This is a genomic window from Curtobacterium sp. PhB78 (assembly GCF_003751685.1).
Taxonomy (GTDB): domain Bacteria; phylum Actinomycetota; class Actinomycetes; order Actinomycetales; family Microbacteriaceae; genus Curtobacterium.
In genome coordinates, this window is record NZ_RKIA01000008.1 from 112,727 (window position 1) to 137,164 (window position 24,438).

At 71.2% G+C, this 24,438-nt stretch carries 19 protein-coding genes and 1 tRNA gene; 19 read left to right on the forward strand and 1 reads right to left on the reverse strand.

Annotation, left to right across the window (positions count from 1 at the left end):
• The first annotated feature begins 73 nt into the window (after positions 1-73).
• From EDF53_RS17415 to mfd, 10 genes are all read left to right on the forward strand, one after another.
• The gene (locus tag EDF53_RS17415) at positions 74-913 is read left to right on the forward strand and encodes a sugar phosphate isomerase/epimerase (protein ID WP_123294722.1); all 840 of its coding nucleotides are present in this window, start codon (positions 74-76) and stop codon (positions 911-913) included.
• The gene (locus EDF53_RS17420; RefSeq protein WP_123294723.1) at positions 910-2,115 is read left to right on the forward strand and encodes a Gfo/Idh/MocA family protein; all 1,206 of its coding nucleotides are present in this window, start codon (positions 910-912) and stop codon (positions 2,113-2,115) included. The genes EDF53_RS17415 and EDF53_RS17420 overlap by 4 nt, the downstream gene beginning before the upstream one ends.
• Positions 2,112-2,999 carry a sugar phosphate isomerase/epimerase gene (locus EDF53_RS17425; protein ID WP_123294724.1) on the forward strand — a complete coding sequence of 296 codons (888 nt, stop codon included), beginning with the start codon at positions 2,112-2,114 and terminating at the stop codon, positions 2,997-2,999. The genes EDF53_RS17420 and EDF53_RS17425 overlap by 4 nt, the downstream gene beginning before the upstream one ends.
• Positions 2,996-4,300, forward strand: a complete 1,305-nt coding sequence (locus EDF53_RS17430; RefSeq protein WP_123294725.1) for a mannitol dehydrogenase family protein — start codon at positions 2,996-2,998, stop codon at positions 4,298-4,300. The genes EDF53_RS17425 and EDF53_RS17430 overlap by 4 nt, the downstream gene beginning before the upstream one ends.
• On the forward strand, positions 4,297-5,649 hold the full coding sequence (manD, locus tag EDF53_RS17435; RefSeq protein WP_260213489.1) for a D-mannonate dehydratase ManD: 1,353 nt from the start codon (positions 4,297-4,299) through the stop codon (positions 5,647-5,649). Before EDF53_RS17430 ends, manD begins: the two co-directional genes overlap by 4 nt.
• A 15-nt stretch (positions 5,650-5,664) precedes the next feature.
• Entirely contained in the window at positions 5,665-6,576 is a 912-nt protein-coding gene (locus tag EDF53_RS17440; RefSeq protein WP_123294726.1) for a hypothetical protein, read from the forward strand.
• Positions 6,577-6,978: 402 nt separating this feature from the next.
• Positions 6,979-8,346, forward strand: a complete 1,368-nt coding sequence (locus tag EDF53_RS17445) for an RbtT/DalT/CsbX family MFS transporter (protein WP_123294727.1) — start codon at positions 6,979-6,981, stop codon at positions 8,344-8,346.
• A gap of 199 nt (positions 8,347-8,545) precedes the next feature.
• A complete protein-coding gene (locus EDF53_RS17450) occupies positions 8,546-9,178 on the forward strand; it encodes a 50S ribosomal protein L25/general stress protein Ctc (protein WP_123294728.1) in 633 nt (210 codons plus the stop codon).
• A 30-nt stretch (positions 9,179-9,208) separates the two neighbouring features.
• Entirely contained in the window at positions 9,209-9,793 is a 585-nt protein-coding gene (gene pth, locus EDF53_RS17455) for an aminoacyl-tRNA hydrolase (RefSeq protein WP_123294729.1), read from the forward strand.
• Between the two features lie 80 nt (positions 9,794-9,873).
• The gene (gene mfd / locus EDF53_RS17460) at positions 9,874-13,482 is read left to right on the forward strand and encodes a transcription-repair coupling factor (RefSeq protein WP_123294730.1); all 3,609 of its coding nucleotides are present in this window, start codon (positions 9,874-9,876) and stop codon (positions 13,480-13,482) included.
• Between the two features lie 171 nt (positions 13,483-13,653).
• Here mfd and nhaA read toward each other — a convergent pair whose 3' ends face one another.
• Positions 13,654-14,832, reverse strand: coding sequence for a Na+/H+ antiporter NhaA (gene nhaA, locus EDF53_RS17465; protein WP_123294731.1), 1,179 nt, complete (start codon positions 14,830-14,832; stop codon positions 13,654-13,656).
• A 90-nt stretch (positions 14,833-14,922) separates the two neighbouring features.
• On the opposite strand from nhaA, the gene EDF53_RS17470 reads away from it, so the two are divergent.
• The 9 genes from EDF53_RS17470 to EDF53_RS17510 all read left to right on the forward strand — a co-directional run bounded on the left by EDF53_RS17470 (position 14,923) and on the right by EDF53_RS17510 (position 24,437).
• Positions 14,923-15,681: a MazG family protein gene (locus EDF53_RS17470; protein WP_123294732.1), complete on the forward strand. Its 759-nt coding sequence runs from the start codon at positions 14,923-14,925 to the stop codon at positions 15,679-15,681.
• 250 nt (positions 15,682-15,931) lie between these two features.
• Positions 15,932-17,176 carry a histidine--tRNA ligase gene (gene hisS, locus EDF53_RS17475; protein ID WP_123294733.1) on the forward strand — a complete coding sequence of 415 codons (1,245 nt, stop codon included), beginning with the start codon at positions 15,932-15,934 and terminating at the stop codon, positions 17,174-17,176.
• Between the two features lie 96 nt (positions 17,177-17,272).
• The gene (gene eno / locus EDF53_RS17480; protein WP_123294734.1) at positions 17,273-18,556 is read left to right on the forward strand and encodes a phosphopyruvate hydratase; all 1,284 of its coding nucleotides are present in this window, start codon (positions 17,273-17,275) and stop codon (positions 18,554-18,556) included.
• Positions 18,557-18,906: 350 nt separating this feature from the next.
• Positions 18,907-19,440, forward strand: coding sequence for a septum formation initiator family protein (locus EDF53_RS17485; RefSeq protein ID WP_111084824.1), 534 nt, complete (start codon positions 18,907-18,909; stop codon positions 19,438-19,440).
• A 67-nt stretch (positions 19,441-19,507) separates the two neighbouring features.
• A complete protein-coding gene (locus EDF53_RS17490) occupies positions 19,508-20,056 on the forward strand; it encodes a DUF501 domain-containing protein (protein ID WP_111084823.1) in 549 nt (182 codons plus the stop codon).
• A 38-nt stretch (positions 20,057-20,094) separates the two neighbouring features.
• Entirely contained in the window at positions 20,095-21,570 is a 1,476-nt protein-coding gene (locus EDF53_RS17495) for an NAD(P)/FAD-dependent oxidoreductase (RefSeq protein ID WP_123294735.1), read from the forward strand.
• A 76-nt stretch (positions 21,571-21,646) separates the two neighbouring features.
• Positions 21,647-21,723, forward strand: a tRNA-Leu gene (locus tag EDF53_RS17500).
• Positions 21,724-22,108: 385 nt separating this feature from the next.
• Entirely contained in the window at positions 22,109-23,665 is a 1,557-nt protein-coding gene (locus EDF53_RS17505; protein ID WP_148058383.1) for a hypothetical protein, read from the forward strand.
• Between the two features lie 112 nt (positions 23,666-23,777).
• The gene (locus EDF53_RS17510) at positions 23,778-24,437 is read left to right on the forward strand and encodes a class F sortase (protein ID WP_123294737.1); all 660 of its coding nucleotides are present in this window, start codon (positions 23,778-23,780) and stop codon (positions 24,435-24,437) included.
• Position 24,438: the final 1 nt, after the last annotated feature.

Below are 24,438 nucleotides of genomic sequence, written 5' to 3' on the forward strand. Positions count from 1 at the left end.
CCGCAACCCAGAACCGGACTGGAGGCCCGTGGCGGCCCCGCCACGCGCCTCCCGTCCGACACGAAAGGACACCATGACCGACCAGCCCACGTGGGAACTCTCCGGCTTCGGCGACGAGATCGACTCAGACCCCGTCGTCCAGGTCGCGGTCCTGCAGGCGCTCGGCGCGAGCGCCATCGAGGTCCGCAGCGCCTGGGGCGTGAACGTCGTCGACCTCGACGAGGACCAGCTCGCCGGACTCCACCGCCTGCTCGAGGAGCGCGGACAGACCGTGTCCGCCATCGCCTCGCCGATCGGCAAGGTCTCCGTCGACGAGCCCGTCGAGCACGAGGTCGGACGGCTCGGTCGCGCGATCGCCGCCGCGCACGCCCTCGGCACCACGAACATCCGGATCTTCTCGTTCTACTTCGAGGGCCGGCAGCCGGAGGACGTCCGCGACGACGTCCTCGTCCGGATGCGCGCCCTGGCCGACCTCGCCGCACGCGAGGGCGTGACCCTGCTGCACGAGAACGAGAAGGACATCTACGGCGACGTCCCCTCGCGCGTGCTCGACATCGTCGAGAGCGTCGGGTCCCCGGCGCTCCGACTGGCCTGGGACAACGCGAACTACGTGCAGTGCGGCGTCAAGCCGTTCACCGACGGGTGGGCGCAGCTCGCGCCCTACGTCGACTACCTGCAGGTCAAGGACGCCCTGGCCGCCGACTCGTCAGTCGTCCCCGCGGGTGAGGGCGACGGCGAACTGCTCCAGACCCTCACCGCGCTGCGCGACGCCGGCTACTCCGGCTACGCCTCGCTCGAGCCGCACCTCAGCGACTTCACCTCCCTCGGCGGGTTCTCCGGCCCCGCGGCCTTCGGTCGCGCCGGTCGTGCCCTCCGCACCCTCACCGACCAGATCGGAGTCACCCTGCGATGACCACCCCACTGAAGTTGGCAGTCGTCGGCGCCGGCGTCATCGGACGCCACCACGCCACGGTCGCCGTCCACCACCCGGACCTGCAGGTCGTCGCCCTCGTCGACGCGATCCCCGCCGCCGCCACGAGCGCCGCCGACGAGATCGAGGCGATGGGCGTCACCCGCCCCGTCACGACGTCCACCATCGAGGAGGCGATCGCGCAGACCGACATCGACGTCGTCGCGATCTGCTCGCCCTCCGGCATGCACGTGCAGCTCGCCGAGGCCGCCCTGGCCGCCGGCAAGCACGTCGTCATCGAGAAGCCCCTCGACACCACGATGCCCCGGGCCCGGCAGATCGCCGCGCTCGCCGCGGCAGCACGCGACCGTGGACTCGTCACGAGCGTCATCAGCCAGCACCGCTTCGACCCGGCCTCGGCCGCCGTCGCCGCAGCCGCCCACGACGGCGGGTTCGGCACCGTGACCTCCGGCCTGGCGAGCGTCGCCTGGTACCGGTCGCAGGGCTACTACGACTCCGGCGACTGGCGCGGCACCTGGGCGCTCGACGGTGGTGGCGCCGTGATGAACCAGGGCGTGCACACCGTCGACCTGCTCGTCTGGGCGCTCGGCCGTCCGGTCGAGATCTCGGCCCAGACCGGGCTGCTCGCGCACGACCGCATCGAGGTCGAGGACACCGCCGTCGCCACCGTCCGGTTCGCCGGCGGCGCGCTCGGTGTCATCCACTGCACGACCGCCGCGTACCCGGGCCTCTCCGCCCGCTACGCCGTGTACGGCACGCACGGGTCGGCGATCGTCGACGACGACCGCCTGGCGTACTTCCACATCGCACCCGACGCCGCGACCCTCGAGTCCGCGTCGACCACCTCGAACGCCTCGGCGGTCGCGGGCGCGGTCGACCAGAAGGACGACGTCGTCCCGCCGGAGCACGTCGTCGGCGGCCCTGCCGAGCCCGACCACTTCGCCGCAGGGCACGGTCGGCAGTACACCGACATCGTGGCTGCGATCCGCGAGGGCCGTGAGCCCGGCGTGACCGTCGACGCGGCCCTCGTGTCGCTCGCCACCGTCCGCGGGCTGTACGTCAGCGCGACGCTCGGGCAGCCCGTCCGGATCGACGACGTGATCGAGGGCAAGTACGACGACGTGGTGCCCGTGGTGGGCGCTGCAGCAGCGTCCGACACCGCCACCGAAGGAGCCACCCGATGAAGTTCTCCGTGTTCACCGCCTCCACCCCCGACTGGACCCCGTCGCAGGCCGCTTCGACGCTGGCCGAGCAGGGTTGGGACGGCGTCGAGTGGCGCATCGTCGACGACCGCCCCGCGGACGGCACCGTCGTGCCCGCCGGTCGCTCGTTCTGGGCCGGCAACAACTCCACGTGGCAGTTCACCGGCATCCAGGACCACGTCGGCGAGATCGCGCGGATCACCGACGCCGCCGGCCTCGAGTACTCCGGCATCGGCGGCTACCAGCAGGCGTCGGACCACGAGGGCGTCGAGACGATGCTCCGCGTCACGAGCGAGCTCGGCGCCCGCCAGGTCCGCGTCTCGATGCCGATGTACCGGCAGGAGAAGGAACGCACCGGCGAGACGTACGGGCAGATCTTCGACCGCACCCGCGCCGACCTCGAGTGGGCCGTGACCCGGGCGACCGAGCTCGGCGTGAAGGCGCTCGTCGAGCTGCACCACATGACGATCACGCCCTCGGCCTCGGCGGCGCTGCGGCTCGTCGACGGCCTCGACCCGGAGCACATCGGGGTCATCCACGACCTCGGCAACCTGGTCATCGAGGGGCAGGAGGACCACCTCGCCGCGTTCGAGCTCCTCGGCCCGTACCTGGCACACGCCCACGTGAAGAACGCCCGCTGGGTCGACACCGGCGACACCCGCGCCGACGGCAGCACGATCTGGCAGAACGAGTGGGCGCCGCTGCGCACCGGGCAGGCGTCCGTCTCCGAGTACCTCGACGCCCTCCGCCAGGTCGGCTACGACGGCTGGGTCACCATCGAGGACTTCTCCACCGACCTGCCGCTCGAGGCCAGGACCGCCGACAACCTGGCGTACCTGCGGTCCCTCGTCCCGGTGTCGGCATGACCGATCGCCGCCCCGGCATCGTCCACCTCGGGGTGGGTGCGTTCGCGCGCGCCCACCTCGCCTGGTACACCGCCCACACCACGGGGGAGCCGTGGGGCATCACCGCCTTCACCGGCCGCTCGCCCGCGGCGGCGGACGCCCTCACCGCGCAGGACTGCCGGTACACGCTGGTCACGCGTGCTGCGACCGGCGACGACGCCGAGGTGGTCGACACGATCGTGGCCGCCCACCCGGGCAGCGACGACACGGCCTGGAGGCACGTGGTCGCGTCCCCGGAGACCACCATCATCACGCTGACGGTCACCGAGCAGGGCTACCGGTCCGGTTCCGACGTCCCGGCCCGGTTGATCGCGGGGCTCGACGCCCGGCGGACGGCCGGCGGCGGGCACATCGCGCTGGTCAGCCTCGACAACCTGACGCACAGCGGCGCGGTGCTGCGCGAGGCCGTGCTGGGCGCCACCACCGACCCCGACCTGCGCGCGTGGATCGAGGCGAACGTCTCGTTCCCGTCGTCGATGGTCGACCGGATCACCCCCGCGACCACCGACGCCGACGTCGAGGGCCTCGCCGCCCTGCCGGGAGCGCTCGCCGGGGACCGGGTGCCCGTCGTCACCGAGCCCTTCGCGGAGTGGGTGCTCGAGGACGCCTTCGACGGGATCGACCGCCCCGCGTGGGAGACCGCCGGCGTGCGCGTCGTCGACGACGTCACCCCGTACGAGCAGCGGAAGCTCTGGCTGCTGAACGGCTCGCACTCGCTGCTCGCGTACCTCGGGCTCCAGCGCGGGCACGAGACCGTCGCCGCGGCCATCGACGACCCGGTGTGCCGTGCCGCCGTCGAGCAGCTGTGGGACGAGGCCGCCCGCGAACTGCCGCTCCCTGCCGACGAGGTCACCGCCGCCCGTGCCGCCCTGGTGGACCGGTTCCGGAACCCCCGCATCCGGCACACCCTGCGACAGATCGCCTCCGGTGGATCGCAGAAGCTGCCCGTTCGGGTCGTCGACGTCGTGCGGCACCGACTCGAGCGTGAGCCGTCCGCCGGCATCGGGCCCGGCGCCGCGACCGCGATCGCCGCGTGGTGGCTCCACGTCACGACGCAGCCCGACCTCGTGGACGACGACGGAGCCCCCGGGGCAGACTCGGACGTGCGCGACGTGCTGCGCGTCATCGCCCCCGACCTCGACACCACCGACATGGTCGACGCGATCACCGCAGCGGCCGACGACATCCGGGCGGCGAGCACCGCCGCACGCACCACCACCAGCACCGCCCGAACGAGCACCGACGAAGGAGTCCACGCATGACCGACACCACCACGAACCCCGCGGCCCCGGTGCCGGGCGCCGCCGACACCGGCGCGGCGACCGGGCACACCTCCGGGCGTCCGGACACGTGGGCGTCGGCCGACCGCGGCCAGCTCATCGAGCGTGCCGAGGTCATCGTCACCAGCCCGAACCGGAACTTCGTCACGCTGAAGATCACGACCGCGGACGGCGTCACGGGCCTCGGTGACGCGACGCTGAACGGCCGCGAGCTCGGCGTCGCCGCGTACCTGTCCGAGCACGTCGTGCCGCTGCTGATCGGCCGCGACGCCAGCCGCATCGAGGACGCCTGGCAGTTCCTGTACCGCTCGTCGTACTGGCGTCGCGGCCCGGTCACGATGGCGGCGATCGCGTCCGTCGACATGGCGCTCTGGGACATCAAGGCTAAGGTCGCCGGCATGCCGCTGTACCAGCTCCTCGGTGGCGCATCCCGCACCGGGCTGATGGCCTACGGACACGCCTCGGGCAAGGAGCTCCCCGAGCTGTTCGACTCGATCCGCGAGCACCAGGAGGAGGGCTACCGCTCGATCCGCGTGCAGACCGGCGTCCCCGGCCTCGAGAGCATCTACGGCATCGCGTCGAACAAGACCACCGAGGGCAACGAGGGTGTCCGGTACGACTTCGAGCCGGCACAGCGCGGAGCCTTCCCCGCCATGGAGGACTGGGACACCCGCGCCTACCTGCGCCACGTGCCCACCGTGTTCGAGGCCGTCCGCAACGAGTTCGGACCCGAACTGCCGCTCCTGCACGACGGTCACCACCGGATGACCCCGCTGCAGGCCGCGAAGCTCGGCAAGTCGCTCGAGCCGTACGACCTGTTCTGGCTCGAGGACTGCACCCCCGCCGAGAACCAGGAGGCGCTCAAGCTCGTCCGGCAGCACACCACCACACCGCTCGCGATCGGCGAGGTCTTCAACACGATCTGGGACTTCAAGGACATCATCCGCGACCAGCTCATCGACTACGTCCGCGGAGCCGTCACGCACATGGGCGGCATCTCCCCGCTCAAGAAGACGATGGACTACGCCGCGATGTACCAGATCAAGTCCGGGTTCCACGGGCCGACCGACATCTCGCCCGTCGGCCTGGCCGCGCAGATGCACCTCGGGATGGCGATCCACAACTTCGGCATCCAGGAGTACATGCAGCACGGGCCGCAGACGAACCAGGTGTTCCGGCAGACCTTCACCTTCACGGACGGCTACCTGCACCCCGGTGACGAGCCCGGCCTCGGGGTCAGCCTCGACGTCGACGAGGCCGGCAAGTACCCGTACGAGCAGGCCTACCTGCCGTTCAACCGCCTGGCCGACGGAACGGTGCACGACTGGTAGCGGCAAGCTGTGGGTGTGGAGTTCGCAGAGGTCGCCCGGGAGCTGCTGCTCGTCGCGCCGGGGGACTTCGTCGCCGAGCGCACGGCCCGCCAGCGCGCGGTCCGGAAGGACGACCGGGCCCTGGCGGCGGCGATCGGGAAGCTCCGGAAGCCGGCACCGGCAGCGTGGGTCGTGGACCTGCTCGCGCACGACGGCGCCCTCGACGACGCGGTCGACCTCGGGCCAGCCCTCCGCAAGGCCCAGGCCGACGCCGACCCCGGCGAGATCCGGACTCTCCGACAGCAACGCTCCGAGGTGATCGAGGCGCTGGCGCAGGCGGGGGCCGACCTCGCCTCGGACGCCGGACACCCCGCGACGTCGGCCGTGCTCGACCAGGTGCGCGCGACGATCGAGGCGGCGATGGCCGACCCGCACGCCGGAGCCGCCGTGCGGTCGGGGCTGCTCGTGACGCCGCTGGAGAGCGTGGGGTTCGACGCGGTCGACCTGGACGGGGCGCTCGCGGATCCGGACGCGGTGCCCGACGCCTGGTCCGGCAGCGACGCCCCACCCATCCCGATCACCCAGGCGAGGGGCGCGCGGAAGGCGAGCCGTGCCTCCCGGTCGACGGAGACGGAACCCCAGGACGGACCGGAGCCGGACGCCCAGCCCGAGCCGAAGCGTGACCCGGCCGCTGAGCGGAAGGCCGCACGCCAGGCGGAGACCGCCGCCCGGAGCGAGTCGCGCGACGCCGATGCCGCACTCGACGCCGCGGAGGCGGACCTCGAGCAGGCCGAGGAGCGCCGGGCCGACCTGCAGCGCGAGCTCGAGCACGCCGACGCCGAGGTCGCGCGGTCGGAACAGGCGCGTGACGCCGCCGGGGCCACGAGCAACGACGCCCGCGAGCTGCTGGCGGCCGCGCAGGAGCACCGGCGCAGCCTCGGTCGCTGAGCCTCGCGGAGCGTTCCTTCCCATCACGCGCGCGATGGAAGGTCGAATCGGGCGTACTCGGCCGAAAGGAACGACCACCTACGCCCGGAACGACCCACTACGCCCGGAACGACTCCCTCCGCGCGGCACGACCGCCGATCGTTACACAACAGTTGTCGTTCTTGACGAAGGGCGTTGGAGCGGTCTAACGTCGGACACCATGCTTCGGGCCGGCGATGGTCCGTCGGGAGCCGTCTCCGCATCAGCACGGGGCGCCCCGGGTAGAGGACTCGCATCATCGCCGACGCCCCGACCGCCCGCAGCCACTGCGCGGGCGGTCGGGTGCGTGGCGCGCGGCGCACCCCGGAGACATGCCGCGATGCCGGGTCGAGCACTCCGGGGCCCCTCCAGGAGAGACGACACATGTCGGAACCCCGCACCAACCGCACCACGACCCTGACCCCGCCGAACGGCGTGACGACCGCACCACCTGCCACCGCACCACCGTCTGCCGGGCGCGAGGGTCTCATCGCCCGCCTCGGCATCCCGCACCCGCTGCGCTGGGGCTTCCTCGGTGTCCTCGTCTTCATGACGGGCGACGGCATCGAGTCGAACTTCATCGCTCCGCACATCGCCGCGGCCCTCGGCTCGGGCGGCACGGACAGCGCCGCGATGGTGATCGGCATCTACGGCGTCGCCGTCCTGGTGGCGTCCTACTTCGCCGGCGTGCTCTCCGAGCTGTGGGGGCCGCGCCGCGTCATGACGATCGGGGCCGTCCTGTGGGTGGTGTTCCAGGTCGCGTTCCTCGCGGCACTGCCCACCGGGTCGGTCGGGCTGATCGCCCTGACGTACTTCCTGCGCGGACTCGGCTTCCCGCTGTTCGCCTTCTCGTTCCTCTGCTGGGTGAACCACACCGTGGCGCGCGACCGGAACGCCACGGCCGTCGGCTGGTTCTACGTCGTCTTCACCGGTGGCCTGCCGACGCTCGGTTCGCTCATCGCGATCGGCAGCATCCCCGCGTTCGGCGGCGGCCACATGGGTGAGACGTGGTCGATGGCCCTGTCGCTCGTCCTGGTCGTGGCCGGCTGGGTGATCGTCCGGTTCGGCGTGCACGAGCAGACCGGGCTCGGCCGCATCGCCCCGCGCTCCCACTCCGCCGCACGGGTCATCGCCAGCGGCATCGAGGTCTGCATCACGCGCCCCAAGGTCCTGCTCGCCGTCCTCATCCGGCTCGTCAACACGGCGCCCGAGTTCGGCATGTTCGTGATCATGCCGGCGATCATCGGTACCGAGCTCGGGTGGGGCCAGTCGAAGTGGCTCACGATGACGGTGATCGTCTACGCCGGCAACATCCTGTTCAACGCCTTCTTCGGTGCCCTCGGTGACCGCATCGGCTGGATCCGCACCGTCAAGTGGTTCGGCATCGGCGCCTCGGCGATCGGGCTGCTGGCCTGGTGGTACGTCCCGCACCTGGTGCCGGCCGGTTCCGAGTGGGGCTTCTGGCTCGCCACCGCCGCGGGGACGGTGTTCGGCATCATGCTCGCCGGGTTCACACCCATGGGCGCGATCGTCCCTGCCTTCGCCGGCGAGGAGCGCCGCGGCGCCGCGATGGCCATGTACGCCACGGCGGCCGGCGGTGCGACCTTCCTCGGCAACGCCGTGGTCAGCGCCGTCCTGCCGTGGGGTGGGCCCGGTGGCGTGGTCTGGACGTTCGTCGGCCTCTACGTCCTCGCCTTCGTGGTGCTGTCGTTCCTCAAGGTGCCGAAGGAGGCGGTGGCCGCTGGGCACTGAGGCACGACACGCCCGGCGGGTGCTGGTAGAGTCGGTGATTGACTTCGGCGAGGGCCGCGACAGCGGCCGTGATCGACGCGGTGGGAGACCCGGCCCAGCCCAGGGAACGTTCCTCACGCGTGCACGCGTTCGAGTTGCAACACCACAGACCCCCACGATGCCGGACCGCCGGTGTCGACCCCCGAGACCAGGAGGCACCATGGCCGACTACACGAAGCTCGCAGCGGACGTCCGCACCAAGTTCGGCAAGGGTGCAGCGCGCAAGCTCCGCGCCGCCGACAAGATCCCGGCAGTGGTCTACGGCCACGGCACCGAGCCGAAGCACATCTCGCTGCCCGGCCACGAGACCATGCTGCTCGTCCGTACCGCCAACGCGGTCGTCGACCTCGACATCGAGGGTGCGGCCCAGCTCGCCCTCGTCAAGGACGTCCAGCGTGACCCGGTGCGCCAGATCATCGAGCACATCGACCTCGTGGTCCTGCGCCGCGGCGAGAAGGTCACGGTCGACGTGCCCGTCGTCATCGAGGGCGAGTCCTTCTCCGGCACGATCCACGTGCAGGACCTGAACACCGTCTCCCTGCTGGTCCTCGCGACCGACATCCCGGAGCACGTCGTCGTCGACGTCGAGGGCCTCGAGGACGGCAAGCAGATCACGGCCGCCGAGCTCACCCTCCCCGAGGGCGCCGAGCTCGAGACCGACGGCGAGGCGCTCGTCGTGCAGATCGTCACCCCGCGTGGCACCGCTGACGACGACGCTGCGGACGAGGCCTCGGCCGAAGCCGGTGCCGAAGCCGGTGCCGAGGGCGGCTCCGAGCCGGTCGACTCCGAGTAACACCCCCTTCGAAGGCATCTGGTCGACGCTGTGGCGGATCGAACGCTGGTCGTGGTCGGACTCGGGAACCCCGGGCCCGACTACGCCGGCAACCGTCACAACGTCGGCCAGATGGTCCTCGACGAACTCGCGTCCCGCATGGGTGCGCGGTTCAAGAAGCACAAGACGCCGAACCAGGTCGCCGAGGGGCGCCTGGTGCCCGGCGGACCGCGCCTGGTGCTCGCGAAGCCCGGCTCGTTCATGAACACCTCGGGTGGACCGGTCTCGTCGGTCCTCGGGTTCTACAGCGCCACCCCAGCTGACCTCGTCGTCGTGCACGACGAGCTGGACCTGCCGTTCGACACCGTCCGCCTCAAGGGCAGCGGGGGTCACGGAGGGCACAACGGGCTGCGCGACATCATCAAGGCCACCGGCACGAACGAGTTCATGCGCGTGCGGGTCGGCATCGGTCGTCCCCCCGGTCGTCAGGACCCTGCCGACTACGTGCTGCGTGACTTCTCCGCAGCCGAGAAGAAGTCGCTGCCCATCCTGCTGGCCGACGCCGCGGACGCGGTCGAGGCGATCGCCGAGGTCGGACTCGTCGCCGCGCAGCAGCGGGTGCACGCACCGTCCTGACCGCGCTGGTCGATCCCGGCCGTGTTCGCCCGTCGCGCACCACGCGGGCGGTGTCGGTGGGGGCCGGTACCATCTCCTGAGTGACGATCTCGGGCATCATCCCTGCGCTCTCGCGCGCCTCCGCGTTCGATCGCGTGCTCCGCGCCGCGCCTCGTGACGCCGACTTCTCGGTCGTCGACGGCCTGCGGGTCCCGCTGCTCGGGGCGCTGCTCGCCGAGCGGAACGGGCCGCAGTGCGTGCTCGTCATCACGGCGACGGGGCGTGAAGCCGAAGCGGTCCGCGACGCCCTCGGCAGCTACGTCCCCGACGCCGACGTCCTCGAGTTCCCGGCGTGGGAGACCCTGCCGCACGAACGGCTCAGCCCGAGTGCCCAGACCGTCGGCACCCGCATCGCGACGCTCCGCAGGCTCGCGTCCTGGTCGGCCGCCGACGCCGCCGACCGCCGCACCACCATCGTCGTGGCGAGCGTCCGGGCCGCGCTGCAGCCGATCGCGGCGAACCTGACCTCGCTCGCGCCCGTGCTGCTCCGGACCGACTCGCGCGGCAACGACCTGGCGGCGATCGCCGCGAAGCTCGTCGACATGGCGTACGCCCGGGTCGACCTGGTCACCCGGCGCGGTGAGTTCGCGGTGCGCGGTGGCATCCTCGACGTGTTCCCGCCGACGGCCGACCACCCGGTCCGCGTCGACTTCTTCGGCGACGAGATCGAGGCCGTCAAGGCGTTCTCGGTCGCCGACCAGCGCACGACCGAGGACGACCTCGGCTCGGTCGAACTCACGGCCTCGCGCGAACTCCTGCTCAGCGACGACGTCCGGCAGCGGGCGCGCGAGATGCTCCACGAGTTCCCGAACCTGTCCCAGATGCTCGCGAAGATCGCCGAGGGGATCCCGGTCGAGGGCATGGAGTCCCTCGCCCCCGCGCTCGTGCAGGACCTCGTCCCGATGACCTCGTACCTGCCCGAGGACGCCACCATCGCGGTGTTCTCGCCCGAGCGGGTGAACGGTCGCGCGAACAGCCTGGCCGAGACGAACACCGAGTTCCTGCAGGCCGCGTGGAGCGCCGCGGTCGCCGGGGCCCAGGCGCCGATCGACCTCGACGCCGGCAACTTCCTGACGGTGCAGCAGCTCAAGAACACCCGCGGCCAGCGCACCTGGTGGACGGTGTCGCCGTTCGACTCCGGTCTCGACGAAGGCGACACCGCGCGCGTGCTCACCGACGCCGAGGCAGCAGCCGAGGCGGGGGAGTACATCCGCGTCCGAGCCGAGGCAGTACCGAGCTTCGCGGGCAGTGCCGACGGCGCGATCGCGCACGTCAAGGCGCTCACCGACGACGGGTGGGCGGTCGTGGTGACCGCTCAGGGCCAGGGTCTGGTCGAGCGGGCGGTGCAGGTCCTCGCCGACGCCGGGGTCGCAGCCCGTGCCGAAGCCCTGCCCGCGCCTCCCGAACCGGGTGTCGCCATCGTCACGACGGCCACCGTCGAGCACGGCTTCGCCATCCCGGATCCGCGCATCGTCGTGCTCAGCGAAGCGGAGTTCTACGGCCGGAGCGTCCAGCAGGGCGCGCGCACCGTCAAGAAGCTCGCGAGCCGTCGCAAGAACGTGGTCGACCCGCTGCAGCTCAAGCCGGGCGACGTCGTCGTGCACGCAACGCACGGCATCGGCAAGTTCGTGGAACTGGTGAGCCGCGAGGTCAGCTCCGGCGGCCGCAACGCGGTGAAGACGCAGCGCGAGTACCTCGTGCTCGAGTACGCGCCATCGAAGCGGAACTACCCCGGCGACAAGCTCTTCGTCCCGACCGACCAGCTCGACCAGCTCTCGCGGTACGTCGGTGGCGAGTCACCGACCCTGTCGAAGATGGGCGGTTCGGACTGGTCCGCCGCCAAGTCGAAGGCCCGCAAAGCCGTCCGCGACATCGCCGTCGACCTGGTGAAGCTGTACTCGGCGCGGATGGCGTCGAAGGGGCACGCGTTCGGCCCGGACACCCCGTGGCAGCGCGAGCTGGAAGAGGCGTTCCCGTTCGCCGAGACCGCCGACCAGCTCACCACGATCGACGAGATCAAGCGCGACATGGAACGCCCGATCCCGATGGACCGCCTGCTCTCGGGCGACGTCGGCTACGGCAAGACCGAGGTCGCGATCCGCGCCGCGTTCAAGGCGGTGCAGGACGGCAAGCAGGTCGTCATGCTCGTGCCGACGACGTTGCTCGTCCGCCAGCACATGGAGACGTTCCAGGAACGCTTCGCCGGGTTCCCCGTGCACCTGCGCGCCCTGAGCCGGTTCCAGTCCGAGAAGGAGTCGAAGGAGACCATCGCCGGGCTCGCCGACGGCACCGTCGACATCGTCATCGCGACCCACCGGATCCTGTCGCAGGGCATCACCTTCAAGGACGTCGGGCTCGTCATCATCGACGAGGAGCAGCGGTTCGGTGTCGAGCACAAGGACCAGCTGAAGAAGTTCAAGACGAACGTCGACGTCCTGGCGATGTCGGCGACCCCGATCCCACGCTCGCTCGAGATGGCGGTCACCGGGATCCGCGAGATGTCGACCCTCGCCACCCCACCCGAGGACCGCCACCCCATCCTGACCTTCGTCGGGCCGCAGTCCGACCTGCAGGTGGCCGCCGCGATCCGCCGCGAGCTCCTGCGCGAGGGCCAGGTGTTCTACGTGCACAATCGCGTGCGGGACATCCAGGGCGTCGCCGCGCACCTGGCCGAGATCGTGCCGGACGCCCGCATCGCCGTGGCACACGGGCAGATGTCCGAGAGCACCCTCGAGCAGGTCATGGTCGACTTCTGGGAGCGCCGGTTCGACGTCCTCGTGTCGACGACGATCATCGAGACCGGCCTCGACATCGCGAACGCGAACACGCTGATCATCGACAAAGCCGACAAGTACGGGCTGTCGCAGCTCCACCAGCTGCGCGGTCGTGTCGGCCGAGGGCGCGAGCGCGGGTACGCGTACTTCCTGTACGACTCCGAGAAGCCCCTGTCCGAGACCGCACAGGACCGCCTCGAGACCATCGCGGCGAACAACGAGCTCGGCGCGGGCATGCAGGTCGCCATGAAGGACCTCGAGATCCGCGGCGCCGGCAACCTGCTCGGCGGCGAGCAGTCCGGGCACATCGCGGGCGTCGGGTTCGACCTGTACCTCCGGATGATCGGCGAGGCCGTCTCGCAGTTCCGCGGAGACGTGGCCGAGGGGCAGACCGAGCTGCGGCTCGAGATCCCGGTCGACGCGCACATCCCCGAGGACTACGTCGAGTCCGAGCGGCTCCGGCTCGAGGCGTACCAGAAGCTGTCAGCGGCCTCGGCCCCGACGGCGCAGCAGGACGCCATCGACATGGTGCTCGACGAACTCACCGACCGCTACGGGCAGCCGCCGCAGGCCGTGCAGACGCTGGTCGAGGTCTCCCGCCTGCGTCGCATGGCGCAGCAGGTCGGCCTGTCCGACGTGGTCGTCATGGGCTCGAACCTGCGCGTGGCGGGCAAGGAGCTCGCCGACTCGTCGCAGGTGCGGCTCAAGCGGATGTTCCCGGGCGCGAAGTGGTTCCCGCAGCAGAACGCGGCGAGCATCCCGATGCCGCGGCCGCACGACCAGGCGCTGCCGGACGACGCCCTGATCCAGTGGGTCGAGAGCATCCTCACCGCCGTGTACGGCGCGACGACGCCGGCGGAGGCGCCGGCCGCGTAAGGGGTGCAGTGGTCGCGAGCGGCGACGGACAGGAGGCACGGTGCGGGCTGGCACCGTGCCTCCCGTCCGCTCGTGGGCGCGTCCACCGCGCGCACGCTGTCCGCGACGATCCACGCGTCGATCGACGCGTGGATCGTCGAAAAGGTGGTGCGGGCCCGGAACCGCGCCCCGCTACTCGGTCGCCTCGGCCTCGGACAGCTCGCGCCGCCCGCGGTACGCCCGCGCCCGCAGCGTGACCACGACCGCCGACGCGACGATGGCGATGCCCGAGCCGACGAGCACGGCGAGCACGCCCTCGTCGAGGATCTCCTCGTTCCGGGCGAACGCGAGCTCGTTCATGAGCAGCGAGACCGTGAAGCCGATCCCGCCGAGCACCCCGACGGTGATGATCGAGAAGAACGACAACGACGACCGCCCTGGTGAGCGGAAGATCCGCGTGGCGACCGCGCCGAACAGCGTGATCCCGATGACCTTGCCGACCGGCAGCGCGATGACGACCGCCCAGAACGTGGGGGAGAGCTCGCCGATGCCGACGGCGGGGATGACCACCGCGGCCGACGCGAACGCGAACACCGGCAGCACGATCGCGTTGGACCACGGCTCGACGTTCTCGTGCAGGGTGTGGCCCGGACGGCGGGGGAGCACGAGCCCGAGCGCGACGCCGGCGATCGTGGCGTGCACGCCGGAGTGGTAGACGAGCCACCACGTCAGGAGCCCGACCACGACCATCGCCACGATGAGCAGCGTCTGCCCGTTGCGCCCCGGACGGAGCATCCGGCCGAGCAGCCAGAACACCGCGAGCGTGACGACGGCACCGGCGAGGGCCAGGAAGTCGGTGTCGTGCGCGAACACGACGGCGATGATGATGATCGCGATGAGGTCGTCGAGCACCGCGAGTGCGAGCAGGAACACCCGGATGCCGCTCGGTAGCCCGCGACCGAACATCGCCAGGACACCGAGGGCGAACGCGATGTCGGTCGCCGTCGGGATCGGCCAGCCGTGCGTGTACTGCGTGCCAGCGGTGACGAGCAGGAAGATGCCCGCCGGCACGAGCACGCCGCCGACCGCCGCGATGGCGGGGATGATCGCGGTCTTGGGGTTCGACAGCTCACCGTCGACGAGCTCCTGCTTCAGCTCGATCGCGACGAGCAGGAAGAAGACCGCCAGCAGGCCGTCACTGATCCAGTGCGCGATCGACAGGTCGAGACCGACTGCGCCGAGCGGCAGGTGTGCGTCGAGCAGCCGTTCGAGGCCGGGCCCGACGGGTGAGTTCGCGACGACCAGGCCGAGCACGGCGGCGGTCAGGAGCGCGATGGCGCTGAAGCGGGGGGAGCGGACGAGGGACGACATGGATCTCCGTCTCGAGGGGTCGGGTGAGTGTCCGTCGACCAGACTTCCCGACACGCCACCTCCAGCATACGCGGGTGAGACGATGGCGCGATGACCGCCGTACCGGACCTCGTCACCGTCGTCGACCGCCTGCTCGCCGAGGACGGGGGCTGCGTCTGGAACCGGGCGCAGACGCACGCCACGCTCGCGCGCTACGCGGTCGAGGAGTCCTACGAACTCGTCGACGCCATCGACGACGGCGACCCGGACGACGTCCGCGAGGAGCTCGGCGACGTCCTGTACCAAGTCGTCCTGCACGCCGGGATCGCCGAACGCGCGGGGGAGTTCACCCTGGAGGACGTCGCCGCCGGGGTCCGCGACAAGATGGTCCGTCGACACCCGCACGTGTTCGGTGACGAGACCGCGGACACCGTCGACGACGTGGTCCGGGTGTGGCGCGCGGCGAAGGCGGCGGAGAAGTCGGCCCGGACGAGCGCCCTCGACGGCGTCCCGCGTGCGATGCCGCCACTGGAGCGGGCCGTCAAGCTGCTGGAGCGCCTGAAGGAGCACGGTGCTGCCGACACGGCCGTCGCGTCGGTCGTGGCCGCCGCGCCCGCCGCATTCGGCTCGGTCGCTGACCGGGAGGCCCGCGGCGCGTCCGCCACGTCAACTGCGGCACCCGGAACGGGGACCGCTCGGGCATCGGTCGGGTCGCCGGCACCGGCCGACGGTGCGGGGGCGGTGGACCCGGCGTGGGGGATCGCGATGCTGGAAGAGGTGGCCGGAGCGGTGCGGGACGGGATCGACCCCGTCGCGAGTCTCCGCACGGCGGTCGCTGCGCTCGAGGAAGCCGGCCGCGCGGCGGAGTGAGTGCGCGGCAAACGAGAAGGGCGCCCTCCTAACCCGAAAAAGGAGGGCGCCCGTGAGCGGGTGGGCACACCCCCAGGGAGAGGTGTGCACGCAGAACCCGCTCGGGTCGCGGGGCACACTGCAGCACGGTGCCCACGCGATCGGTCCGGAGAGTGGATCAGGCACGCTCCGAACCGAGGTACTGAATGCAGTATGCCAGTAGGACGCATGCCGCGCAACTCGTCGATGCGCATCTGCCAGACTTGACGCCATGGCGACGACCGTGACGGCACCCCGTGGCATGCGTGACTTCCTCCCCGCGGACAAGGCCCGACGCGAGCACGTGCTCGGTGTCGTTCGCGACGTCTACTCGCGGCACGGGTTCGACGAGATCGAGACCCCCGTGGTCGAGGACGCCGCGCGGCTGCACTCCGGGCTCGGCGGCGACAACGAGAAGCTGGCGTTCGCGGTCATGAAGCGCGGGCTCAGCACCGAGGACCTGCAGGCTGCCCAGGCGCCGCTCGACCTCGCTGACCTCGGGCTCCGGTTCGACCTGACCGTGCCGCTCGCCCGGTTCTACGCCTCGCATCGCGCCGAGCTGCCCTCGGTGTTCCGATCGGTGCAGATCGCGCCGGTCTGGCGCGCCGAGCGTCCGCAGAAGGGGCGCTACCGCCAGTTCGTGCAGTGCGACATCGACATCCTGGGGGAGCCCGGGCAGCTGGCCGAGATCGAGCTCATCCGCGCCACGACCGCCGCGCTCGATGCGCTCGGGGTGACCGGCACCACGATCCGCATCAACGACCGGCGGATCCTGCTGACCCTGCTGGCGTCGTGGGGCATCGCGGACCCCGCTGCCGCCGACCGCGCACTCATCACGGTCGACAAGCTCGACAAGATCGGCCCGGACGGCGTCGCCGCCGAGCTCCGCAGCACCGTCGGACAGGAGCTGCCGGGGCTCGAGGACACCATCCGTGCGCTCGAGGCCGCGGACTGGACCTCGGTCGAGGGGGCTGCGTGGCTCGACGCCGAGGCGTTCGCCGACCTGCTGCGCCTGCGGGAAGCGCTGCCCGGCGTCGACCTCCGCTTCGACCCGACGCTCGTGCGCGGCATGGGCTACTACACCGGCACGATCTTCGAGGTCGCGCACCCCGACTTCGGCTACAGCCTGGGCGGCGGCGGTCGGTACGACGGCATGATCGGTCGGTTCCTCGGGCAGGACGTCCCCGCGGTCGGCTTCTCGCTGGGCTTCGAGCGCTTGGTCGACCTCGTGACACTCCCGGAGTCCGCCGAGTCGGACGCCGTGGTGCTCGTCTACGACAAGGACGTCGACCCGGTCCGGCTCGCGGCCCTCAAGACCGAGGCGCTCGCATCGCACCGGCGCGTGCGGCTCGAACGGCGCACCAAGAACACGAAGAACCTGCTCGCCGGTCTGGCCGCGCAGGGGTTCTCCGCCTTCGCGACCGTCGGCGCCGACACGACGTCGCTCGAGGGTGTGGAGTTCCGCCCGCTCGACTGACTTGTCCACACCGGGCGTCACGGTCGACGTCGTGTTCACCTCGGCTCGCTAGGATCGGTCCCGCAAACACCACAACCAATGTGTAGGGAGTACCCCGTGGCCCTGATCGATGCCGTAGGCGCACGCGAAGTCCTCGATTCCCGAGGCAACCCGACGGTCGAGGTCGAGGTCCTCCTCGACGACGGCGTCGTGTCCCGCGCGCTCGTCCCCTCCGGTGCCTCCACCGGCGCGTTCGAGGCGTACGAACTCCGCGACGGCGATGCCTCGCGCTACGGCGGCAAGGGCGTGCTCAAGGCCGTCGACGCCGTCCTCGACGAGATCGGCCCGGCGCTCGAGGGCTTCGACGCCACCGACCAGCGCCTCGTCGACGCCGCGCTCATCGAGCTCGACGGAACCGAGAACAAGTCCCGCCTCGGCGCGAACTCGATCCTCGGTGCCTCGCTCGCCGTGGCCCGTGCCGCTGCCGACTCGGCTGACCTGCCGCTGTTCCGCTACCTCGGCGGCCCGAACGCGCACACGCTGCCCGTTCCGCTGATGAACGTCGTCAACGGCGGTGCCCACGCGGACACCAACGTCGACATCCAGGAGTTCTTCCTCGTGCCCTACGGCGCCGAGTCGTTCTCCGAGGCGCTCCGTTGGGGCGTCGAGACCTACCACGCCCTCAAGGGCGAGCTGAAGAAGCAGGGTCTCGCGACCGGCCTCGGCGACGAGGGCGGCTTCGCGCCGGAGCTCGCGTCGAACCGTGCGGCGCTCGACTTCCTGCTGACCGCGATCGAGAAGGCCGGCTTCACCCCGGGCAAGGACATCGCCGTCGGCCTCGACGTCGCGTCCACCGAGTTCTTCCACGACGGCAAGTACTCGTTCGAGGGCAAGCAGCTCTCGAGCCAGGAGTTCACCGCGTACTTCGCCGACCTCGTCGCGAACTACCCGCTCGTCACCATCGAGGACCCGCTGGCCGAGGACGACTGGGAAGGCTGGTCGCACCTGACCGCCGAGCTCGGCGACAAGGTCCAGATCGTCGGCGACGACCTGTTCGTCACCAACCCGAAGCGTCTGCAGCGGGGCATCGACGAGAAGGCCGCGAACTCGATCCTGGTGAAGGTCAACCAGATCGGCACGCTCACCGAGACCCTCGACGCGGTCTCGCTCGCGCACCGTCACGGCCTCACCTCGATCCTGTCGCACCGCTCCGGCGAGACCGAGGACACCACGATCGCGGACATCGCGGTCGCGGTCGACGGTGGTCAGATCAAGACCGGTGCACCGGCTCGTTCGGACCGCGTCGCGAAGTACAACCAGCTGCTCCGCATCGAGGAAGAGCTCGGCGACGCCGCGGTGTACGCCGGTCGCTCGGCCTTCCCGCGCGCCAAGTCACTGTAAGCAGCTCGGCCAGCAGCACCGGCACCACCGAGACGCCGTCCTCCTCCGGGAGGGCGGCGTCTCGTCGTGTGCGGACCTCGATCGCGTCCCTCCGTGCCGGGGTCAGTACCTGCCGCGCGCGCTGCGTCGAGTGGTCACGAGTCGTCGGCTGGCCCGGGCTTGGCCGACAGGACGTGACCGCCGGACGCGCGCCGGGCGGTGGGTCGTGACCACTCCTGGCACGGGCCGGACAGTGCGGACCGGAGCCGCGCCTCCCGGCAGCATCGATCGGACGACACGAGTCGCTGAGAGGCCACCGAACGGCCGCGTGCCGGGCGCTCCCACCGCGTCGGTCGGGTTATCGTCGGGACGTGCCCAGCCAGAAGCCCCGCGTCCGCCGCGTCCCCGTGGCGATGCCCGACGGCAGCACGTCGGCGCAGCCCTGGTACCGCTCGATCCACTTCTCCGGGTTCAGCCTGCTGATGCTCGCGATCATCGTGCTCTTCGTCGTGGTGCTCGCCCCGTCGCTCCGCACGCTCATCCAGCAGCAGGAGCAGATCGCCCAGCAGCAGCGTGAGGTCGCGAGCCAGAAGGCCGACGTCACGCAGAAGAAGAAGGACGTCGCCCGCTGGGACGACCCCGCGTACATCGAGGCGCAGGCGCGCGACCGCCTGCTCTACGTGTACCCGGGCGAGGAGAGCTACCTCGTGATGGGCGCCGAGGACCGGAAGGCCGAGACCACGCCGACGACGGACTCCGGCACGCCCGTCAGCACGAAGGTCCAGACGCCGAAGGTGGACTGGGTGCAGGCGATGCTGTCCTCGGTGCTGCAGTCGGGGCTCACCGACGAGACCGCCGCCGACCTCGTGGCCCCGGACGTCTCGGGCACCGGCGAGAGCAAGTAGCTCCGAGCCGGACCCGTCCGGCACGACGGTGCGCGGGGTACCGGGTCTCCGGTAGGCTCACGTTCCCGTGACGACCCCTCCCTTCGACCCGCCCTCCGACCGCGACGTCCAGGTCGTGTCGGCGCAGCTCGGCCGACCGGCACGCGACGTCATCGGGATCGCGGCACGGTGCGTCTGTGGCAACCCCACGGTCGTCTCCACGAAGCCCCGACTGTCGAACGGCACCCCGTTCCCGACGTTCTACTACCTGTGCCACCCCGCGGCCACCGCCGCGGTCAGCACCCTCGAGGCCAACCAGGTGATGCCGGAGCTGGCAGCACTGCTCGAGGACGACACCACCGCGGCCGCGTACCTCGCGGCCCACGAGTCCTACCTGGCCGATCGCGAGTCGATCGAGCACGTCGACGAGATCGTCGGCATCAGCGCCGGTGGCATGCCCACCCGTGTGAAGTGCCTGCACGCCCTCGTCGGTCACGCCCTCGCCGCCGGACCCGGCGTCAACCCCATCGGCGACCTCGCGCTCGAGCGCGCGGACTGGTCGCCCTCCCGGTGTGAGTGCCGGGCGTATGATGACGGTGCAGACGCTGGAGTCGGGGCGGGTGGCGGCGAAGTCTGACTCGACTCCGAAACCCCCATCCAAGGAGATCATCCCCCGTGCCCAAGATCCTCGTCGTCGGCGGCGGTTACGCCGGTTTCTACACCGCATGGAAGCTCGAGAAGCACCTTCGCCAGGGCGAAGCCGAGGTCGTCATGGTGGACCCGCTGCCGTACATGACGTACCAGCCGTTCCTGCCCGAGGTCGCTGCCGGTTCGATCGAGCCGCGTCACGCGGTCGTCTCGCACCGCCGCCACCTCAAGAACACCCGCGTCGTCACCGCGAAGGTCACCAAGGTCGACCACGCGACGAAGACCGCCACGATCACGCCGACCGAGGGCGAGGCGTGGGAGGAGTCCTACGACCAGATCGTCATGACCGCCGGCGCGGTGTCCCGCACGTTCCCGATCCCGGGTGTTGCGGACGAGGCCATCGGCCTCAAGACGATCGAGGAAGCCGCGGCGATCCGCGACAAGATCCTCACGAACTTCCACAAGGCGGCGAACCTGCCGGCCGGTCCCGAGCGTGACCGCCTGCTGACCGTCGTCGTCGTCGGTGGTGGCTTCGCCGGCATCGAGGTGTTCGCCGAGCTCCGCTCCTTCGTCACCGACCTGCTGAAGAGCTACCCGCAGCTCTCCTTCGACGAGACGCGCTTCCACCTGGTCGAGGCGATGGGCCGCATCATGCCCGAGGTCTCGCTCGAGACCTCGCACTGGGTGCTCAAGAACCTGGCGCAGCGCGGTGCGAACGTGCACCTCGAGACCCAGCTGGCCTCGGCCGTCGGTGGCGTCTGCGAGCTCAAGACGAGCGACGGCGCGATCGAGAAGATCGAGTCCGACCTCATCATCTGGACCGCCGGTGTCATGGCGAACCCGATGGTCAAGGGCACCGACTTCCCGCTCGAGCAGCGCGGTCGCATCCGCGTGCAGCCCGACCTGCGCGTCGTCGACGACAACGGCGTGATCGCGGACGCATGGGCCTGTGGCGACGTCGCAGCCGTGCCGGACCTCACCGGTGGTGGCGTCGGCGGCTTCTGCGTGCCGAACGCCCAGCACGCCGTCCGTCAGGCGAAGCAGCTCGCGAAGAACCTGGTCGCGACCATCCGTGGCGAGGCCACGACCGACTACAAGCACGAGAACCTCGGCGCCGTTGCGGGCCTCGGTCTCGGCATCGGCGTGTTCCAGTCCGGCAAGTTCGCCATGAAGGGCTTCCTGGCGTGGGGCGCGCACCGTGGCTACCACGGCATGGCGATGCCGTCGTGGGAGCGCAAGTGGCGCGTCATCGGCGACTGGGTCGGTGGCTTCTTCCTAGGCCGCGACATCGCGTCGCTCGACGACCGTGAGACCCCGCGCGCTGCGTTCGAGGCCTTCGCGTCCCGTCCGAAGCCCGCGGCCGAGGCCCCGGCAGCTCCGGCCGCCGCTCCGGCTCCGGAAGAGGGCAAGCCCGCTGGTGCCGCCGGCCCGGCGTACGGCGAGCCCGCCAAGGACGTCTCGAACGAGGCCGAGCCCGTGAAGGCCCCGGCCGACGCCAAGTAGTCCCAGCAGCAGTCCACGAGAGGCGGTCACCCTTCGGGGTGGCCGCCTCTCGCGCATCGGTAGGCTGTTGCGGCCCGCCCCCGTGGCCCAATCGGTAGAGGCATGCGACTTAAAATCGCCGAGTTGTGGGTTCGAGTCCCACCGGGGGTACCAGTTCGAGTCCCGCGAAAGCGACAGTCTGCCGCCAACCGTTCGCGGCACACTGTCGCCCTGGCGGGCAAGACGGCGCGACCGCGGGTGCATCTGTCGCTTCGGCGGGTGTGAACCGGCCCCAGCCCGGCCGGGAGGCCCGTGGCGCGCCCGCACCGCGCCTCCCGTCCGTCACACGCGTGCGTCCCGCGAAAACGACGTCGTGCCGCCAACCGTTCGCGGCACACTGTCGCTTTCGCGGGCAGGACGGCGCGTCCGTGCGGACAACTGTCGCTTTGCCAAGCGCGAACCAGGTCCGCGCACGAGCATGTCCGGCCGAATTCAACTTAGGGTTGCCTAACCTAACTCCTGTCCCTATGCTCAGGGAGTTAGGTAAGGCTACCCAAACTTGGAGACCACCCGAATGCACCTGTCCTCTCCTCGCGCCCGGCGTCTGGCCGCCAGCGCGACCGCCGTCGCCCTCGGCGCGACGATCGCCGCGGCCGCCGCGCTCGGCGCTGCCCCCGCGAACGCCGCCTCCGCCGACGTCACCGACGCGTCGCTGTCCTGGAGCCTCAGCAACGAGGCCAACGCCGGCGCCTACTTCGGCGGCTGCAACTTCCTGTCCGCCGGGATCGCCGGCAACTCGGGTGCCTCGGCTCCGTGGACCGCGACCAACCCGTCGCCCGGCTACGCCGCGTCGGCTGGCAACGTCTCGATCGCCTACCCGAAGGCCGCGGGCGGCACCTCGACCCCGACCTTCGCCACGAAGTGCCAGACCGGCGACGGGACCACGGTCCGCCCGGGCACCACGACCGCCGGCGTCCTGACGCTCGCCGCGGGGACGGGCACCGTGGACGCCGCAGCCGGCACCGCGGACATCGCGTGGGACGGCGGCTTCACGGTCGCGTTCTACGGCGGCCTGACCTACTGGTCCGCCGAGGACCCGGAACTGCACGTCGCAGCGGACGGCACGGGTGAGCTCACGGCGACGGTCTCGGGCTACGCGGCCTCGCGCGACGGGGGCAGCTGGGCGCCGCTGACGCCGCGCACCGTGCACCTCGCGACCCTCACCGACGTCGAAGTCACGAGCTCGGGCATCACCGTGAGCCCGGACTGGCAGGGTGTCGAGCCCGCGTCGGCGACGAGCCTGAACAAGACGAACGCCGACTGGGGTTCGTGGCCGGCGGACTTCGTCGACTTCCAGAACGAGACCGGTCAGAGCTCGTACTGGTACACGTCCGGCGCGAACGACGCCGCGGCCAAGAAGCCGCAGCCGATCTCGATCGCCTACACGGCGGCCGAGGCACCCACGCCCGAGCCGACCGAGCCGAGCGAGCCCGGCACGCCGGAGCCGACGACCGAGCCGAGCGAGCCCGGCACGCCGGAGCCGACGACCGAGCCGAGCGAGCCCGGCACCCCGGAGCCGACGACCGAGCCGAGCGAGCCCGGCACCCCGGAGCCCACGACCGGCCCGACCACCGGCCCGACCACGGAGCCCACCACCCCGGCCCCGTCGATCAGCACCGGTGGCACCACCACCTTCACGGTCGGCGACTCGGTGCCGCTGCGCGCCGAGGGCCTGCCGGCAGCGTCGGAGTACTCAATCGTCATGCACAGCGACCCCGTCGTCCTCGGCACCGTGACCACGGACGCCGACGGGGCCTTCGCGACCTCGGTCGTGATCCCCACGGGAACCCCGGCCGGAGCGCACACCATCGCGGTGGAGTCCTCGGACGGCACCGCCGTGGTCTCGCTCGCCATCACGGTCACCGCGGACGGCACCGTCGTCGTCGACCCGATCGACACCACCACGGCCGTCACCACCGGCGCAGCCGTGAACACCGGAGGCACCGTCTCCGGCACCTCGGCCCTGCCGTGGATCGGGCTGTCGGCCTTCGGCGTCGTCGCCCTCGGCTCGGTCGCGTTCATCGCGTACCGCCGCCGCGTCACCCAGCAGGACTGACGCACCGGGATCCGCGGGGCGGTCGACCCCGCCACGCGGATCCCGGCACCCAGGTGTCGGACGGGAGGCGCGCCTCCCGTCCGACACGTCCGTCACCACCCCGGAACGGAAGATGACCGCCCCACCCACCCGACCGCGCACCGCGCTGCTCTGGACGATCGCCGTGCTCGCCGCGGCGTCCCTCGTCGTCGGCGTGGTCGGTGTGGTCACCGCGACCACCGGAGCCGCATCGCCGACGGCGATCACCGGCACGTCGCTCGACGGCGAGCAGGTCACGCTCGACCCGGGCGAGTCGGGGACCGCGGCGTCTGCGTCGAACGCCGTCGCCGACACCGGCGTCCAGCTCGTGGTGCCGTCGGTCGGGCTCGACGTGCCGCTCGGCGAACTGGACGCCGTCGACGGGCAGATCACGCCGCCGGGGTTCAGCGAGGCCTACCGGGTCCGCAACCTTGGGGTCCCGCTGGCGGACCGCGCGGACGGCACCGTGTTCGTCGTCATGCACTCGCTGCGGAACGGTGCGATCGGCCCGGGCAACCTGCTCATCGACGTCGACGGGCAACGCTCCGAGGTCGTGGTCGGCAGCAGCGTCCGGATCGGCGACGCGCGGTGGACGGTGACCGGTTCCGAGCGGATCACGAAGGCGACCGTGGCCGCCGATGCCGACGTCTGGGCGGACGAGCCCGGCCGGCTCCTGCTCATCACGTGCCTGCAGCGGCCGGACGGCTCCCCGTCGGTCGACAACGTGGTCATCGAGGCCACGCTCGATCGCTAAC

Coding starts and splice junctions, on each gene's coding strand:
- EDF53_RS17445 (WP_123294727.1), top strand. CDS start 6,979: ATGTCGGAACCCCGCACCAACCGCACCACGACCCTGACCCCGCCGAAC.
- EDF53_RS17430 (WP_123294725.1), top strand. CDS start 2,996: ATGACCGATCGCCGCCCCGGCATCGTCCACCTCGGGGTGGGTGCGTTC.
- EDF53_RS17450 (WP_123294728.1), top strand. CDS start 8,546: ATGGCCGACTACACGAAGCTCGCAGCGGACGTCCGCACCAAGTTCGGC.
- EDF53_RS17510 (WP_123294737.1), top strand. CDS start 23,778: ATGACCGCCCCACCCACCCGACCGCGCACCGCGCTGCTCTGGACGATC.
- nhaA (WP_123294731.1), bottom strand. CDS start 14,832: ATGTCGTCCCTCGTCCGCTCCCCCCGCTTCAGCGCCATCGCGCTCCTG.
- EDF53_RS17420 (WP_123294723.1), top strand. CDS start 910: ATGACCACCCCACTGAAGTTGGCAGTCGTCGGCGCCGGCGTCATCGGA.
- hisS (WP_123294733.1), top strand. CDS start 15,932: ATGGCGACGACCGTGACGGCACCCCGTGGCATGCGTGACTTCCTCCCC.
- EDF53_RS17470 (WP_123294732.1), top strand. CDS start 14,923: ATGACCGCCGTACCGGACCTCGTCACCGTCGTCGACCGCCTGCTCGCC.
- manD (WP_260213489.1), top strand. CDS start 4,297: ATGACCGACACCACCACGAACCCCGCGGCCCCGGTGCCGGGCGCCGCC.
- EDF53_RS17415 (WP_123294722.1), top strand. CDS start 74: ATGACCGACCAGCCCACGTGGGAACTCTCCGGCTTCGGCGACGAGATC.
- EDF53_RS17425 (WP_123294724.1), top strand. CDS start 2,112: ATGAAGTTCTCCGTGTTCACCGCCTCCACCCCCGACTGGACCCCGTCG.